At 67.1% G+C, this 15,546-nt stretch carries 14 protein-coding genes; 7 read left to right on the top strand and 7 right to left on the bottom strand.

The window, feature by feature from the left end:
- Positions 1 to 6 precede the first annotated feature (6 nt).
- Both QVG61_RS03465 and QVG61_RS03460 read right to left on the bottom strand, forming a co-directional pair.
- Positions 7 to 1,554: a 2-isopropylmalate synthase gene (locus QVG61_RS03465; RefSeq protein ID WP_289931933.1), complete on the bottom strand. Its 1,548-nt coding sequence runs from the start codon at positions 1,552 to 1,554 to the stop codon at positions 7 to 9.
- A gap of 324 nt (positions 1,555 to 1,878) precedes the next feature.
- Positions 1,879 to 2,883, bottom strand: coding sequence for a hypothetical protein (locus QVG61_RS03460; protein WP_289931932.1), 1,005 nt, complete (start codon positions 2,881 to 2,883; stop codon positions 1,879 to 1,881).
- 432 nt (positions 2,884 to 3,315) lie between these two features.
- Between QVG61_RS03460 and QVG61_RS03455 the strand changes: the two genes are divergently transcribed.
- Complete coding sequence (locus tag QVG61_RS03455; protein WP_289931931.1) at positions 3,316 to 3,957, top strand: transglutaminase-like cysteine peptidase; 642 nt, start codon at positions 3,316 to 3,318, stop codon at positions 3,955 to 3,957.
- An 11-nt stretch (positions 3,958 to 3,968) separates the two neighbouring features.
- Positions 3,969 to 6,044 carry an HD domain-containing phosphohydrolase gene (locus QVG61_RS03450; RefSeq protein WP_289931930.1) on the top strand — a complete coding sequence of 692 codons (2,076 nt, stop codon included), beginning with the start codon at positions 3,969 to 3,971 and terminating at the stop codon, positions 6,042 to 6,044.
- Between the two features lie 40 nt (positions 6,045 to 6,084).
- On the opposite strand, the gene QVG61_RS03445 is transcribed toward QVG61_RS03450, so the two are convergent.
- The 5 genes from QVG61_RS03445 to QVG61_RS03425 form a co-directional block, all read right to left on the bottom strand.
- The gene (locus QVG61_RS03445; protein ID WP_289932702.1) at positions 6,085 to 6,849 is read right to left on the bottom strand and encodes a phosphatidylcholine/phosphatidylserine synthase; all 765 of its coding nucleotides are present in this window, start codon (positions 6,847 to 6,849) and stop codon (positions 6,085 to 6,087) included.
- 67 nt (positions 6,850 to 6,916) lie between these two features.
- Complete coding sequence (locus tag QVG61_RS03440; protein ID WP_289931929.1) at positions 6,917 to 7,528, bottom strand: phosphatidylserine decarboxylase; 612 nt, start codon at positions 7,526 to 7,528, stop codon at positions 6,917 to 6,919.
- Positions 7,529 to 7,593: 65 nt separating this feature from the next.
- The gene (gene ilvC / locus QVG61_RS03435; RefSeq protein WP_289932700.1) at positions 7,594 to 8,604 is read right to left on the bottom strand and encodes a ketol-acid reductoisomerase; all 1,011 of its coding nucleotides are present in this window, start codon (positions 8,602 to 8,604) and stop codon (positions 7,594 to 7,596) included.
- Positions 8,605 to 8,670: 66 nt separating this feature from the next.
- Positions 8,671 to 9,162 (bottom strand): acetolactate synthase small subunit, encoded by a 492-nt coding sequence (ilvN, locus tag QVG61_RS03430; protein WP_289931928.1) that lies wholly within the window; start codon positions 9,160 to 9,162, stop codon positions 8,671 to 8,673.
- An 82-nt stretch (positions 9,163 to 9,244) separates the two neighbouring features.
- Complete coding sequence (locus QVG61_RS03425; protein ID WP_289931927.1) at positions 9,245 to 10,939, bottom strand: acetolactate synthase 3 large subunit; 1,695 nt, start codon at positions 10,937 to 10,939, stop codon at positions 9,245 to 9,247.
- Between the two features lie 402 nt (positions 10,940 to 11,341).
- Between QVG61_RS03425 and QVG61_RS03420 the strand changes: the two genes are divergently transcribed.
- From QVG61_RS03420 to QVG61_RS03400, 5 genes are all read left to right on the top strand, one after another.
- Positions 11,342 to 11,800 carry a DUF4124 domain-containing protein gene (locus tag QVG61_RS03420; RefSeq protein ID WP_289931926.1) on the top strand — a complete coding sequence of 153 codons (459 nt, stop codon included), beginning with the start codon at positions 11,342 to 11,344 and terminating at the stop codon, positions 11,798 to 11,800.
- A gap of 4 nt (positions 11,801 to 11,804) precedes the next feature.
- Entirely contained in the window at positions 11,805 to 12,146 is a 342-nt protein-coding gene (locus QVG61_RS03415) for a phenylpyruvate tautomerase MIF-related protein (RefSeq protein ID WP_289931925.1), read from the top strand.
- Between the two features lie 18 nt (positions 12,147 to 12,164).
- Complete coding sequence (locus QVG61_RS03410) at positions 12,165 to 13,019, top strand: hypothetical protein (RefSeq protein ID WP_289931924.1); 855 nt, start codon at positions 12,165 to 12,167, stop codon at positions 13,017 to 13,019.
- A 76-nt stretch (positions 13,020 to 13,095) separates the two neighbouring features.
- A complete protein-coding gene (locus QVG61_RS03405) occupies positions 13,096 to 14,796 on the top strand; it encodes a proline--tRNA ligase (RefSeq protein WP_289931923.1) in 1,701 nt (566 codons plus the stop codon).
- 67 nt (positions 14,797 to 14,863) lie between these two features.
- Positions 14,864 to 15,454, top strand: a complete 591-nt coding sequence (locus tag QVG61_RS03400) for a lytic transglycosylase domain-containing protein (RefSeq protein WP_289931922.1) — start codon at positions 14,864 to 14,866, stop codon at positions 15,452 to 15,454.
- Positions 15,455 to 15,546 lie beyond the last annotated feature (92 nt).

Raw genomic sequence — 15,546 nt, 5'->3', positions numbered from 1 at the left:
GTCCCGTCAGACGTCCCCCAGCTGGGGATGCTCGCGGTCCTCGGACACCAGCACCTTGTTCAGGGCGTTGATATAGGCCTTGGCCGAGGCGATGACGATGTCGGTATCGGCCCCCTGGCCGTTGACGATGCGCCCGCCCTTCTCCAGGCGCACAGTGACCTCGCCCTGGGCGTCGGTACCGCTGGTGATGTTGTTGACCGAGTAGAGTTGCAACTCGGTGCCGCTGTGGACGATGGCCTCGATGGCGCGGAAGGCGGCATCGACCGGGCCGCCGCCGGTCTCGCTGGCCTGCCGCTCCTCGCCGTCGACCAGCAGGGTGACGTCGGCGCTGGGGGTCTCGCCGGTCTCCGAACAGACGCGCAGGGCGATCAGCCGGAAGCGCTCGTTCTCCGCCTCCAGATTGGCCTCGGTGACCAGCGCCTGCAGGTCCTCGTCATAGATCTCGTGCTTCTTGTCGGCCAGCACCTTGAACCGGGCGAAGGCCTCGTTGAGCGCCTCCTCGGAAGCAAACTCGATGCCCAGCTCGGCGAGCCGGGTGCGGAAGGCGTTGCGCCCCGAGTGCTTGCCGAGCACGATGCGGTTGGCGCTCCAGCCAACGTCCTCGGCGCGCATGATCTCGTAGGTCTCGCGGCTCTTGAGCACCCCGTCCTGGTGGATGCCGGACTCGTGGGCGAAGGCATTGGCGCCGACGATGGCCTTGTTCGGCTGCACCGGGAAACCGGTGATGCTCGATACCAGCCGCGAGCAGGGGACGATCTGGGTCGTGTCCAGCCGGGTGTCGCAGGCAAAGACGTCCTGGCGGGTGCGCACCGCCATCACCACTTCTTCCAGCGCCGCATTGCCGGCGCGCTCACCCAGGCCGTTGATGGTGCACTCCACCTGGCGCGCGCCGTTGAGCACCGCCGACAGCGAGTTGGCCACCGCCAGTCCCAGGTCGTTGTGGCAGTGCACCGAGAACACCGCCTTGTCGGAATTGGGCACCCGCTCCCGGAGGCTGCGGATCAGCTCGCCGAACTGGTGCGGCAGGTTGTAGCCCACGGTATCCGGGATATTGACCGTGCCGGCGCCGGCCTCGATCACCGCCTCGAGCACCCGGCAGAGGAAATCGGGCTCGGAACGCCCGGCGTCCTCGGGCGAGAACTCCACGTCGTCGGTGTAACGCCGCGCCCGGCGCACCGCCTGCACCGCCTGCTCGATCACCTGCTCCGGCTCCATGCGCAGCTTCATCTTCATGTGGATGGGCGAGGTGGCGATGAAGGTATGGATGCGACCGCGGGCGGCGTCACGCAGGGCTTCGCCGGCGCGGTCGATATCCTTGTCCAGGGCACGCGCCAGGCCGCAGACGGTGCTCTCCCGCACCGCCTGGGCGACCGCCTGCACGGCCTCGAAGTCGCCGGGGCTGGCGATCGGGAAGCCCGCCTCGATCACGTCCACGCGCATGCGTTCCAGCGCGCGGGCGATGCGGACCTTCTCTTCCCTGGTCATGGATGCGCCCGGGCTCTGCTCCCCGTCGCGCAAGGTGGTATCAAAGATGATGAGCGTTTCTTGACTCATGTTCCGGCTCCAGTAAGCCAGGCAAATGTCTTGCCCTGGGATCGACCCTACGGCGCGCCACTATAGCAAAGGCATGACGACCATGCCCGCGGCCGGCAGGGGTGGAAATTCACGGATTGTGGGATGGGAGAGGTCGCTGCACTAGGGCAGCAGCAGTCGCAGGGACAGCAGGGCGTCCCGGAGAAGCAGCAGATGACGGCGATGGATGCTGGCTGACTGCATGGTTTGATCTGGCAGGCTGTCGAATAAAGTCTCGTGGCAACGAAACCCGACTATAGAACAGCCCCCGCGCTTTGCCAAGCGGGGGGCCCGCCTTGGTCACGATCAGAGGGCGCCGCCGCTGACCACCTGCGGAATCAGGCCGACATCGGTGTACTGGCCCTGGCCGCTGATCTGCACATCGACCCCCACCGCCACAGCCTGATCGGCGGCCGGCCCCAGCAGCACGCCCTCGACCCGCCCCGAGTCGACGTTGCTGAAGCTGTCGGCAACCAGGTTCGGCCCGCTCAGGCTGCCACTGGCACCGAAGCTGTGACCGCCACTCCAGCTGCCGCTCCAGGAGGCGGCGGCACCGAAGTCCACGGTGATGTCCACCCGGGTCGTCGGATCGCCGGCCATCGCCCCGCTGAAGGCAGCACTGACGTTGCCGGCGTTCAGGGCGTCCAGATCGGCCTGGCCGGTGGCGATGCCCCAGGCAAAGCGGCCCGACTCGATGCCACCGGTACCGTCGTCATGCCCCCAGAAGCCAACCGCGCGAGCGATACTGCCGTCGCCGGCCAGGGTCAGGTCACTGGAAAACAGGGTCGAATTCGCCGCACCGTCGCTGCCACCGGCGCGCAACCGGCTGGCGGCGATCAGCCGCGCCGCCATGCTCACCGAGGCGGCCTCGTCCGCTGCCCCTGAATTCAGCCGGAAAGCGGCCGTTCCTGCCGTGCCATCCTGCTCGAGCAGGAAGGCGTTCAGCACCGTCCCGGCAGCCGTGCCCCCCGTTCTGCCCGCGGCGCGGGAGGCAAGACCGCAGGGCGCCCCGGCCGTGCAGCCCAGCGATTGCGGAGCGAGCGGCAGATCCGGCGACGAATCCTCGTCGCCGCTGGTCGCCTGGCTGAGCGGCTGCACCTTGGGCGTGAGCTGCTCGGCCTCACCGACGCGGACCCCCCTCACCCGGAGCTGCCCCGGCGCCTGCACCCCCTGCGGCAGACCGGCCGCCGGCGCCAGCACCGACCAGCGTCCCCATTGGTAGACGGAATCCGCTTCGTCGTCGCCCGGACGGCTGGCGGTGACAGCGGTCGTGGTCAGCACTAGGGCGGCAGCCAGAACATGCAGTTTCATTTTCATCGACTCCTCAGAACGCGGGTAGGCAGGCTTATGCCGGACTCCCGGCCAAAGTGCAAGCCCTGTGCCAGAGGACAAAAACGCTTGTTAAACATAGAGTTGAGCGCAGACCCCCAAGCAGCGACAGAAAGAATGTAAGCCCTGCCGACATTCGACTGGCGGAGCCGGCTCGGAAAATTACACTTTTACCCAAATATACAATAAGTTAAAAACTAGCTTCCGGGTCGGCCCGCCCCAACGACATGTAAGCTTTACCGACAGGCGCTTCCAAATGGGGAACACGGCCTGTACCGGGCCGCGCCCCGCGAGCGCGATCCCGGCCGATGCCGCACCCACCCTGCCCCGGACCCGGCGGCGCGGCTGGTGCGACGCGCCCCGGCTTGTTAGACTTTGCCAGTCAATACAGAGAGATATAACAAAGAATCCCCCATGCGGCGCGCCACCTACCCCCGACTCGGCCTGTGCCTTGCGCTCTGCCTGCTGCCTCTGCTGGCAGCCGGCGCCACGCCAGCGCTGTTCGGCTACCGCGAGATCGGCCAGCGCAATGTCCAGCCCTTCCGGCAGTGGCTCGACGTCCTGGAACGCCATATCACCCAGGACCTGCCGGAGGCGGACTGCGGCGAACAGCGCCTCAACCGCTGTCATCTGCGCGCCTGGTACCGCTTCCTCGACAGCCTGCGTGGACTGCCGCTGCGCGAACAGCTGAAACGGGTCAACGACTACGCCAACCGCAAGCCCTACGTGCTGGATATCGACAACTACGGCCTGGCGGACTACTGGGCCATCCCGCGCGAGTTCCTCTACAACAATGGCGATTGCGAGGACTATGCCATCACCAAGCTGTTCTCGCTGCGCTGGCTGGGTTTCGACGCGGAGGCGATGCGCATCGTGGTGCTGCAGGACACCAACCTGCAGGTACCCCACGCGGTGCTCGCCGTCTATCTCGCCGACGACATCCTGATCCTCGACAACCAGATCCGCCAGGTCATCCCGCATCGGCAGATCGTCCACTACGCCCCGGTCTACTCGATCAACGAGTCGCACTGGTGGATCCACGTGCCAAGCTCCTGAGCCGCCCACCGATGCAACCCGCCCCCAACGGCAAGCCCAGCCCGCCCCCCCTGCTCATCGCCGCCGGCCTGCTGACCCTGGTGGTCGCCCTCGGCGTCTGGCTGATCCTCTCCTATGTAGAACTGGAACGGCAGCGCGATCTGGACGGCTGGCGCCGCCAGCTGGAGGCCGTCGCCGACAGCCGCGCCCACGCCCTGACGAGCTGGATCGATCGCCAGTTCGAGCAGATCGAGAGCCTTGCCGGCAACCCCTCGCTGCAGCTCGCCACCCGCATCCTCACCTCAGCCGAGCTGGCTGCGGAACCGGAAACCGTGCTCTCCCAGCGCAGCATCGTGCAGGCCCTGTTCGGCAGCGCGCCGCAGTACCGGGCCTTTCGGGAGCGGCCGGGGCAGGCACTGCACGCCAACGTCAAGCGGATCGCCAGCCGCGGCCTGGCCCTGTTGCGGCCGGACGGCGAGCTGCTGCTGGCCACCGCCGGCACTCCGACGCTGCGGACGGCGGACCGCAACCGGCTGCGCCGGCTGGTCGAGAAGCGGCAGCACATGCTGTTGCCGATCCGTCTGAATGCCGCGGAGGAACCGGTGATCGGTTTCATGGCCCCGGTGTTCGACGCCCCCGGCCTGCAGCCGGCGGGCACACCCGAAGTGATCGGCGTGGTCGTCGGCTTCACCAGCGTCCGCGACGAACTCTACCCGCTGCTCGGCGGGGGCGGAGCGGCCAAGATCGGCGAGCGCAGCCTGCTGGTCCGGGTCGAGGGCGACAGCCTGGTCTATCTCAGCGAGGATGGGGACAGCATCGCGGCCACCCGCCGGCGCATGCCGCTGTCCACACCACGGCTGGCCGCCGCCATCGCCGTGCGCCAGCCCGGCCAGTTCGCCGAGGCCCTGGACTACCAGGGCCGTCGCGTGCTGATGACCAGCCGCCGGCTGGAGGTCGCGCCCTGGTACCTGGTGCAGACCGTGGATGCCGATCAGGCCCTGAAGGAATCCCGCCAGCACCGCCGCTTCCTGCTGAGCGTCTTCTTCCTGGCGCTGTTCTTCGTCAGCGCCGCCCTGGCCGCCGCCTGGTACCATGGCACCAGCACCCGCGCCCGGCGCCTGGCCAGCGAGCTGGGGGAGAAGACCCGGCGACTGGAGTCGCGCACCCGCCTGCTGCATGCCATCACCGACAACCTGCACGACCCCGTATTCCTGCTCGACGAGGCCGGGCTGTTCCTGTTCGCCAACCGGCCGCTGGCCGAGGCGGTGGGCCTGCAGGCCGCCGAGGTCCGCGGCAAATCGCTGCGCAGCGTGCTGGGGCCGGACACCAGCCGACGGCTGGAGGCCGCCATCGCCGGCAAGACGGACGAACCGCTGCTGCAGCTCGACATCGGCAGCCACAGCGGCTGCTTCCACAGCCGCTTCATTCCGCTGACCGAGATCGACGGCCACCCGCAGACGCTGCTGGTGGTATTGCACGACGTCACCGAGCTGCAGAACGCCGAGCGCAGGCGCGAGCGGCTGCTGCAGCAGCTGATCCAGGCCCTGATGCGTGCCGTCGACAAACACGACCCCTGGTCGGCCGACCACTCCTCGCGCACCGCCCTGGTCGCCACGGCCATCGGCCGCGAGATGGCGCTCGACGAGCCACGGCTGCGCGCCCTGGAACTCGCCGCCAACCTGGCCAACGTCGGCAAGATCTTCGTGCCCAAGGCGATCCTCACCAAGACCGGCCCGCTGAGCGCGGAGGAACAGGCCCGGCTGCGCCAGCATGTGCAGTACGCCCTGGACATCCTTTCCAGCCTGGAATTCGAGGGTCCGGTGCTGGAGACCATCGCCCAGAAGCAGGAACACATCGACGGCAGCGGCTATCCACAGGGGCTGAAGGAGGAACAGATCCTGCTCACCGCGCGCATCCTGGCGGTGGCCAACGCCTTCGTGGCGCTGGTCAGTCCGCGCGCCTACCGCGAGGGACTCGACGTGGAGTCGGCCCTCGACCGCCTGCTGGCCGAGGCCGGCAGCAAGTACGACCGGCAGGTCGTCGCCGCCCTGTTCCATGTCATCGAGAACCGTGGCGACTGGCTGCAGGGCATGGTGGAGAAATCCTGAAACAGGAGGGCGGGGGTGGCGCCGCCGCCCCGCAGGAGACTCAGCCGCCGCGCTGCAGGCGCCTGCGCCGCAGTTGCCAGATGGTCAATACCGGTCCGGAGAGGACGTAGATCAGGAAGCCGACGAACAGGAAGGTCGGCGGATTGATGGTGACGAACACCAGCCCCAGCACCACCACCAGCAGCACCACGAAGGGCACCCGGTTCTTGAAGTCCAGCTCCTTGAAGCTGTAGTAGCGGAAATTGCTGACCATCAGCAGCCCGGCCACCAGGGTGACCAGCAGCGCCGGCAGACGCAGCGCCTGACCGGAGAGGCCGGCCTCGGTGCCAACCCACACCAGTCCTGCCACCACCGCCGCCGCCGAGGGGCTGGGCAGCCCCTGGAAGTAACGCTTGTCGGCCACTTCCACCTGGGCGTTGAAGCGCGCCAGCCGCAGGGCCGCCGCCGCGGCGTAGACGAAGGCCACCAGCCAGCCGAGCTTGGCCCACATCCAGCCGGCCTCGGCCATGCCTCGCAACGCCCACTGATAGACCACCAGCGCCGGCGCCAGGCCGAAGCAGACCATGTCCGACAGGCTGTCGTACTGCACACCGAAGTCGCTCTGGGTATGGGTCAGGCGCGCGACGCGGCCATCGATACCGTCCATGATCATGGCCACGAAGATGGCGATGGCGGCCGGCTCGAAGCGGTCCCCCATGGCGGCGACGATGGCGTAGAAGCCGCTGAACAGGCCGGCCGTGGTAAACAGGTTGGGCAGCAGATAGATGCCGCGCGGGCGTTTCTTGGGGGGAGGGTCGTTGTCCATCACTGCATCCGTCTCGGTACGCTGCTGCAAGGGTGCGGCAACTCAGGCGCGCATGCAAGCGAAGCGGCTACTTGTGCACCAGCATGGCGATCACGCTGGAACCGCCCTTGACCCGCTGCCCCTGCTCGACCAGCAGGCGGCTGTTCGCCGGCAGATAGAGGTCGACCTGGGAACCCAGGTGGATGTAGCCGCAGCGCTGTCCCTGGCCGACCCGCTCGCCGCAGCGCACATAGCAGCGCGGCGCATTGTGCAACGGCCCCCGGTACATGACCACCACGATGTCGTCGCCCTCGTCGGTGCGCAGCCAGACGCCATGCGGCATGCCCTCGCCGGCATCGACCATGTCGACGATCTTGCCCTCCACCGGGCTGCGGGTGGTGAACACCCCGGCGTGGCTCATGGTCAGGGTGATGCGGATCGCCTCGCGCTTGAGAAAGGGATCCTGCACCGGCTCGATGGCGCTGATCACGCCGTCGGCCGGACTGATCACGCCCAGCGGGGTGGGCGGGATCTCGCGCTCAGGGTCACGGAACAGAAACAGCAGCAGGGCCGCCAACAGCCAGAAGGGCAGCGACCAGAGCCAGTCGCCCAGGCTGAGCGCGGCAAAGGCCGCCAGCACGCAGGCAGCCACCGCCAGCCAGCCTTCGCGGGCAATCAGGGGATAGCGGGTTCCGGCCATCGCTGCTGTCTGTCGCTCCTGGAAAGAGATCACCCCGCTGCGCCGCAGCGGGGTGGCCCGCCGGCTCAGTTCTTGGACTTGTCGACGATCTTCTTGATCCAGGGCATCATGCTGCGCAGCCGCTCGCCGACCTCCTCGATCGGATGCTCGCGGCCGATACGGCGCTTGGCCTTGAGGGTGATCTGGCCGGTCTGGTTCTCGTTGATGAACTCGCGGGCGAACTCGCCGTTCTGGATCTCGGTGAGGATCCTGCGCATCTCCTGCTTGGTCTGCTCGGTGATGATGCGCGGACCGCGGGTCAGGTCGCCATACTCGGCGGTGTTGGAGATCGAGTAGCGCATGTTGGCGATGCCGCCCTCATACATCAGGTCGACGATCAGCTTCAGCTCGTGCAGGCACTCGAAGTAGGCCATCTCCGGCGCATAGCCAGCCTCGACCAGGGTCTCGAAACCGGCCTGCACCAGGGCCGTAGTGCCGCCGCAGAGCACCGCCTGCTCACCGAACAGGTCGGTCTCGGTCTCGTCCTTGAAGGTGGTCTCGATGATGCCGGTACGGCCGCCGCCGATGGCCGAGGCATAGGACAGGGCGATCTGCTTGGCCTGGCCGGAGGCGTCCTGGGCCACGGCGATCAGATCCGGGATGCCGCCGCCCTTCTCGAACTCGCTGCGCACCGTGTGACCCGGCGCCTTGGGGGCGATCATGATCACGTCCAGATCGGCGCGTGGGGTGATCGCGCCGTAATGGATGTTGAAACCGTGGGCGAAGGCCAGGGCCGCGCCCTGCTTGATGTTGGGCTCGATGACCGTGTCGTAGAGCGCCTTCTGATGCTCGTCGGGCGCCAGCACCATGACCAGATCGGCGCCCTGCACCGACTCGACCAACGGCTTGACGGTCAGCCCGGCGTTCTCCGCCTTGACCGCCGAGGCCGAACCCTCGCGCAGGCCGACGGTGACATCGACGCCGGAATCCTTGAGATTGTTGGCATGGGCATGGCCCTGGGAACCGTAGCCGATGATGGTGACCTTGCGCGCCTTGATCAGCGACAGGTCGCAGTCCTTGTCATAGTAGATGTTCAGACTCATGTCTCTATACCCTGGTTTTGTTCGTTGAGAATTTATCGGTGAAATCGTTCGCCAGCCGCATCACAGGCGCAGCAGCCGCTCGCCGCGGGCGATGCCCGACACGCCGGAGCGCACCACTTCGAGGATGCAATCCTTGTTGACGGCGCCCATGAAGGCGTCCAGCTTGGCGCTGTCGCCGGTCAGCTCGACCACATAGCTGACATCGGTGACGTCGATGATGCGGCCGCGGAAGATGTCCGCCAGGCGCTTCATCTCCTCCCGCACCGGCCCCTCGGCGCGCAGCTTGATCAGCATCATCTCGCGCTCGATGTGCGGCCCCTCGGTCATGTCCATCAGCTTGACCACGTCGATCAGCTTGTTGAGCTGCTTGGTGATCTGCTCGATGATCTCCTCGGTGCCGCGGGTGACGATGGTCATCCGCGACAGCGAGGGGTCCTCGGTCGGCGCCACGGTCAGCGACTCGATGTTGTAGCCGCGGGCGGAGAACAGGCCAGCCACCCGCGACAGGGCGCCGGCCTCGTTTTCCAGCAGGATGGATATGATGTGCCGCATTTCAGCTATCCGTTTTGTTCCTCAGGACGCAGCCGGGGCTGCGGTAAGTCGATCCGCCAGCGTGCGCTGCAAGGGCAGTGGCTCAGATCAGGATCATCTCGTTCTGTCCGGCCCCGGCAGGGATCATCGGGTAGACGTTCTCGGTCTTGTCGATGATGAAGTCCATGAACACCAGGCGATCCTTCATCTTCATCGCCTCCTTCAGCGCGGCCTCGACGTCGCCCGGCTTCTCGATGCGCATGCCGGCATGACCGTAGCTCTCGGCCAGGGCCACGAAATCGGGCAGCGACTCCATGTAGGACATGGCGTAACGCTTCTGGTAGAAGAATTCCTGCCACTGGCGGACCATGCCCAGATATCCGTTGTTGAGATTGATGATCTTGATCGGCAGGCCGTACTGGCGGCAGGTGGACAGCTCCTGGATGCACATCTGGATGCTGCCCTCACCGGTCACGCAGCAGACCGTGTCCTTGGGATGCGCCAGCTGCACGCCCATCGCCGCCGGGAAGCCGAAGCCCATGGTGCCCAGACCGCCGGAATTGATCCAGCGGCGCGGCTTGTCGAAGGGGTAGAACTGGGCGGTGAACATCTGGTGCTGACCGACGTCGGAGGTGACGAAGGCATTGCCCCTGGTGACCTTGTGCAGGGTCTCGATCACGAACTGCGGCTTGATCAGCTCGCTGTCGCGGTCGTATTTCAGACAGTCCATGGCCCGCCATTCGTCGATCTGTTTCCACCAGGCGTCCAGCGCCTCGGCGTCGGGCCGCGCATCGCCCGCCTTGATCATCTTGACCATCTGCTTGAGCACATTGTCGACCGGACCGACGATGGGGATGTCGACCTTGACGTTCTTGGAGATGCTGGCCGGATCGATGTCGACATGGACGATCTTCGCCGTGGGACAGAACTTCTCGATGTTGCCGGTGACCCGGTCGTCGAAGCGCGCGCCGATGGCGATCAGCACATCGCAGTTGTGCATCGCCATGTTGGCCTCGTAGGTGCCGTGCATGCCCAGCATGCCCACGAACTGGCGGTCGCTGGCCGGATAGGCCCCGAGTCCCATCAGGGTATTGGTGATGGGCGCGCCCAGCAGCCGGGTGAACTCGGTCAGCGCCTTGGAGGCGTTGTCCAGGATGACCCCGCCGCCGGTGTAGATCATCGGCCGCTTGGCGGTCAGGATCAGCTCCACTGCCTTCTTGATCTGCCCCGCATGCCCCTTGGTGATCGGGTTGTAGGAGCGCATCTTGACCCGCTTCGGATAGCGGTATTCGCAGCGCGCCGCCGTGACGTCCTTGGGGATATCGACCACCACCGGGCCAGGCCGTCCGGTGGTGGCCACATAGAAGGCCTTCTTGATGGTCTCGGCGAGATCCCTGACGTCCTTGACCAGGAAGTTGTGTTTCACGCAGGGCCGGGTGATGCCCACGCTGTCGACCTCCTGGAAGGCGTCGTTGCCGATCAGGCTGGTCGGCACCTGGCCGGTGAAGCAGACCATGGGGATGGAATCCATGTAGGCGGTGGCGATGCCGGTGACGGCATTGGTCGCCCCGGGTCCAGAGGTGACCAGCACCACGCCGGGCTTGCCGGTGGACCGTGCGTAGCCGTCGGCGGCATGGGTCGCGGCCTGTTCGTGGCGCACCAGGATGTGCTGCACCTCGTCCTGCTGGTAGAGGGCATCATAGATGTGCAGCACGGCGCCGCCGGGGTAGCCGAAGATCACCTCGACCCCCTCGTCTTTCAGGCAGCGCGCAAAGATTTCGGCACCGGTCAACTCCACGAATCGTCTCTCCTGCAACCCCAGGGATCGCCCCGCAAACCCGCCCCTGGCCGGGCAGGCCCCGAAAGGGGGCGTAAAAGGTTAGAAGCTACTTATATTGGCCGGGAAGGTCAAGTCGCGATGCCGACGCCGTGGGGTGCCCAACCCGCCCCTTCAGCCCGCCGCCGGCTGTCCGCTACTTTCTATTGACCCGGCAACTAAATATATGCCGGGTTAATACCAGGCCCGCGAACGCCCCGGTTTGGCCCGCCTGTCGTCCGAATGAAGGAAGGCATGGGCTGCAGAACAAGGACAGGAAGGCCATGCACGACCCGCATGGGCGGGTTACACTTGGGCCTGTTCGGTTTCAGGCCGAATCCTTATGTTGCAATCCGGGAGCAGCCCTCAATCCAGGAGACCGTCATGCGGCACCCGACATTCCGCCTCAGCCTGGCCCTCGGCCTGCTGCTCTGCGCCCTGCCGACCCTGGCGGCGATGTACAAATGGGTCGATGCGGAGGGCCGCACTCACTACAGCCAGTATCCGCCGAGGGACCGCGAATTCCAGACCCTGGTGCCGCCCCCGCCACCGTCCAGCGACGCCGGCCGCGCCCAGCAGCGCCTGGAGGAGAATCTGCGCCGGCTGGAGGAGGCCGGCGAGGCCCGGCGCAAGGCGAAGGCCGAGGCCAAGGCGGACAAGGCGGCCCGCCAGCAGCGCCAGGAAAACTGCAAGGCGGCACGCAGCAATCTGGTCAAGCTGCAGGCCGCCACCGGACGCCGGATGGTGCGCGGCCCCGACGGGGTGGCCTACCACATGGACGAGAAGGAACGTCAGGCACGGATCGCCGAAACCCGCAAACAGATCGAGAAATACTGCGACTAAGCCCATGCCCCTGCTGCAGATCAAGACCAACCAACCCCTCCCCGACGAGCGGAGCGCGCTGTTGCAGCGCCTCTCGGCCGAGGTCGCCGGGATGCTCGGCAAGCCGGAACGCTACGTCATGGTGTCACTGGAACACAACCCGGACATGCTGTTCGCCGGCAGCGACGCGCCGCTCGCCTACCTGGAACTGAAGAGCATCGGCCTGCCACAGGACGCCACCCGCGACTACTCGGCCAGCCTCTGCCGACTGATCGGCGAGGCGCTGGAGATCCCGACGGAGCGTATCTACATCGAGTTCAGCGACGCGCCGCGTGCCCTCTGGGGCTGGAACGGATCGACCTTCTGAGCCCGTCCTGCCCCCTCCATGCTGCGTCTGCTTCCCCTGCTCGCCCTGCTGCTGACCGCTCCGGCCTCCGCCTGCGATCCGCGCGAGGCGCGCTTCGTGGCAGAGGTGCTGGCCTCCATCCAGCGCTGGGAACGGCTGCATCTGGCCAAGGATCCGCGCATCAACGACGACCTGGACTATCGCCGCTACGACGTCATCAAGCGCAAGATCCACGCCGGCCTGTTTCTCAATGCCAGTGACTGCAACGGCATCACCCTGCTCAACAACATCCTCGAACAGCGCCCCTCGCCGCGCACCCTGGCCCTGTTGCGGTCCCTGCTGCGGGCCGGCGCCGATCCCAATCGCGCCGATCTGGATGGGCTCACGCCGCTGCTGGCCTTCAGCCGCCGCCTGCCGGACCTGCGCCGCGCCGGTGCCGAGCCGGCGCTGCTCAAGGAGACCCTGCAGCTGCTGCTGGAGGCCGGCGCCGACCCCAACCGGGTCATCGACGACGAGCTGCTGATCACCGCCCTGGACGGTCCGCTCCGCATCCGCGACCCCGAGCTGGCCGGCCTGCTCCTGCCCGGCATGAACGCCGACACCCTGCAGATGATCCTCGAGCGGCGCGAGACGGCCCTCGGCCGCGCCCCGGCAATCCGCCGGCTGATCGAGGCGCGACTGAAGGCGCTCGCCCGGCCAGCCGCGCCAGCCGGCAACGGCGACAGCCCGGGCGAACCAGCGGCTGCCGACAGCCGTGCTGACGAGGGCCCCTTCATCCGCACCCCTGCCGCCGCCGGCAAGGGGACGGCGGACGGAGAGGAACCCTTCATCCAGCCAACAACCGGCACAAAGAAGAAGACAGACGACCCCTTCATCCGTCCGCACGGCGAGTGAAGGGCGGCAACCGTGAATCCGCCGCGGCGCTTGGGGTAGAATGCCCTTCCCTTGCCGATAGCCGACCTCTGAGACCATGCGCACATCCCGATTCCCGCTCTCCACCCTCAAGGAAGTCCCCGCCGACGCCGAGATCGCCAGCCACCAGCTGATGCTGCGCGCCGGCCTGATCCGCAAGCTGGCCGCCGGTGTCTACAACTGGCTGCCGCTCGGGCTGCGCGTGCTGCGCCGGGTCGAGGCCATCGTGCGCGAGGAGATGGACCGCGCCGGCGCCCTGGAGCTGCTGATGCCCACCGTGCAGCCGGCCGAACTCTGGCAGGAATCCGGCCGCTGGGAGCAGTACGGTCCGGAGCTGCTGCGCTTCCACGACCGCCACCAGCGCGAGTTCTGCCTCGGCCCCACCCACGAGGAGGTGATCACCGACATCGCCCGCCGCGAACTGCGCTCCTACAAGCAGCTGCCGGTCAACTTCTACCAGATCCAGACCAAGTTCCGTGACGAGATCCGTCCCCGCTTCGGCATCATGCGCGCCCGCGAATTCCTGATGAAGGATGCCTATTCCTTCCATCTGGACCAGGCCTCGCTGGATGAAACCTATCAGCAGATGTTCGAGGCCTACAGCCGCATCTTCACCCGGCTGGGACTGGATTTCCGCCCCGTGGCCGCCGACCCCGGTTCCATCGGCGGCGCCCTGTCACACGAATTCCACGTCCTCGCCGAGGCCGGCGAGGACGCCATCGCCGTCTGCCCGGACAGCGACTACGCCGCCAACGTCGAACTGGCCGAGGCCCTGGCCCCGGCAGGCGAACGGCCAGCCGCCGCCGCCGAGCTGCAGGCGGTGGACACGCCACAGCAGCACAGCATCGAGGAGGTCAGCCGCTTCCTCGACGTCCCGCCGTCGCAGTGCCTGAAGACCCTGATCGTGCACGGCAGCGAGGAAGGCAGCCTGGTGGCCCTGGTGCTGCGCGGCGACCACGAGCTGAACGAGATCAAGGCGAAAAAACACCCGGCGGTGGCCGCACCGCTGGTCTTCGCCTCCGATGCCGAGGTGCGCGCCGCCACCGGCGCGGCGCCCGGATCGGTCGGTCCGGTGGGCCTCGAGATCCCGCTGATCGCCGATCGCGCCGCCGCCCATCTCGCCGACTTCGTCTGTGGCGCCAACAGCGACGGCCGCCACCTCACCGGCGTCAACTGGGGCCGCGACCTGCCCGAGCCCGAGGTCGCCGACCTGCGCAACGTGGTCGAGGGCGACCCCAGCCCGGACGGCAAGGGCCGGCTGCACATCCTGCGCGGCATCGAGGTCGGCCACATCTTCCAGCTCGGCACCAAGTACAGCGAGGCGATGAAGGCCACGGTGCTGGACGAGGCCGGACGCGAGGCGGTGATGATCATGGGCTGCTACGGCATCGGCGTCTCCCGGGTGGTGGCCGCCGCCATCGAACAGAACCACGACGAGCGCGGCATCCTGTGGCCGGAGCCCATCGCCCCCTTCCGGGTGGCGATCTGCCCGATGAACATGAAGAAGTCACAGCGTGTGCGCGAGGCCGCCGAACGGCTCTATGCGGAATTCCTCGACGCCGGCGTCGACGTACTGTTCGACGACCGTGACGTGCGCGCCGGGGTGATGTTCGCCGACATGGAACTGATCGGCATCCCCCACCGGGTGATCGTCGGCGAGCGCAATCTCGACCAGGGCCTGGTCGAGCACAAGCGTGGCCACGAGAAGGACGCCGAGCTGGTGCCGATCGGCGAGATCCTGGCCCGGTTCAAGGATTGACGAGGCGGGGGCGATAAGCTGGAGTAGCTGGCACCTGGAGGCCGCACCTGCAACAGAAGGACCCGCCATGCCGGTATATCACAGCCCGTTCCTGCTGCGTCTGCTGCTCGCTCTCGCCATGGTGCTACCGGCCACGGCGGATGCCGCCAGCCAGGCACGGCCGGATGCCGCGCTGCGCGACCTGCTCGCCCAGGCCATCACCCGCGCCGAGAGCTTCGAGGACCGCTTCGAGGCCGAGGTCTGGCTGGCCGACATGGCCCGCCGGCTGCAGCCCTGGGAGGGCATCCCCGCCGGGGAACGCCTGGAGATCCTGCGCATCGTCCACCAGGAGGCCAGCCGGGCCGGCCTGCCGCCGGAGCTGGTGCTGTCGCTGATCGAGGTGGAAAGCAACTTCGACCGTTTCGCCATCTCCAGCGCTGGCGCCCGCGGCCTGATGCAGGTGATGCCCTTCTGGCTGGAGGAGCTGGGCCGGCCGGACGACGACCTGTTCCAGGTCCGCACCAACATCCGCTACGGTTGCACCATCCTCAAGCTCTACCTGGAACGGGAGAACGGCGACCTGCGACGTGCCCTGGCCCGTTACAACGGCAGCAGCGGTCAGCTCTGGTACCCGCAGCGCGTGTTCAGCGCCCTCAACCGACGCTGGTACCGGCAGTAGGGCCACACAGGGAAGGCACCAAAACAAACGGCCACGAAACCCACGAAATCCACGAAAATTTTGGAAGTGTTGAAGGGTCTGCCCGAAGCCCG

It is taken from the genome of Thiohalobacter sp. IOR34 (genome assembly GCF_030406045.1).
GTDB lineage: Bacteria > Pseudomonadota > Gammaproteobacteria > Thiohalobacterales > Thiohalobacteraceae.
Note: the sequence above shows the minus strand (reverse complement) of the source record. Positions and strands in the feature narration are given on the sequence as shown.

What these genes read in the sequence shown, in the direction of transcription:
- QVG61_RS03465 (WP_289931933.1), bottom strand. Translation starts at nt 1,554, where the DNA reads ATGAGTCAAGAAACGCTCATCATCTTTGATACCACCTTGCGCGACGGG.
- QVG61_RS03460 (WP_289931932.1), bottom strand. Translation starts at nt 2,883, where the DNA reads ATGAAACTGCATGTTCTGGCTGCCGCCCTAGTGCTGACCACGACCGCT.
- QVG61_RS03455 (WP_289931931.1), top strand. Translation starts at nt 3,316, where the DNA reads ATGCGGCGCGCCACCTACCCCCGACTCGGCCTGTGCCTTGCGCTCTGC.
- QVG61_RS03450 (WP_289931930.1), top strand. Translation starts at nt 3,969, where the DNA reads ATGCAACCCGCCCCCAACGGCAAGCCCAGCCCGCCCCCCCTGCTCATC.
- QVG61_RS03445 (WP_289932702.1), bottom strand. Translation starts at nt 6,849, where the DNA reads ATGGACAACGACCCTCCCCCCAAGAAACGCCCGCGCGGCATCTATCTG.
- QVG61_RS03440 (WP_289931929.1), bottom strand. Translation starts at nt 7,528, where the DNA reads ATGGCCGGAACCCGCTATCCCCTGATTGCCCGCGAAGGCTGGCTGGCG.
- ilvN (WP_289931928.1), bottom strand. Translation starts at nt 9,162, where the DNA reads ATGCGGCACATCATATCCATCCTGCTGGAAAACGAGGCCGGCGCCCTG.
- QVG61_RS03420 (WP_289931926.1), top strand. Translation starts at nt 11,342, where the DNA reads ATGCGGCACCCGACATTCCGCCTCAGCCTGGCCCTCGGCCTGCTGCTC.
- QVG61_RS03415 (WP_289931925.1), top strand. Translation starts at nt 11,805, where the DNA reads ATGCCCCTGCTGCAGATCAAGACCAACCAACCCCTCCCCGACGAGCGG.
- QVG61_RS03410 (WP_289931924.1), top strand. Translation starts at nt 12,165, where the DNA reads ATGCTGCGTCTGCTTCCCCTGCTCGCCCTGCTGCTGACCGCTCCGGCC.
- QVG61_RS03405 (WP_289931923.1), top strand. Translation starts at nt 13,096, where the DNA reads ATGCGCACATCCCGATTCCCGCTCTCCACCCTCAAGGAAGTCCCCGCC.
- QVG61_RS03400 (WP_289931922.1), top strand. Translation starts at nt 14,864, where the DNA reads ATGCCGGTATATCACAGCCCGTTCCTGCTGCGTCTGCTGCTCGCTCTC.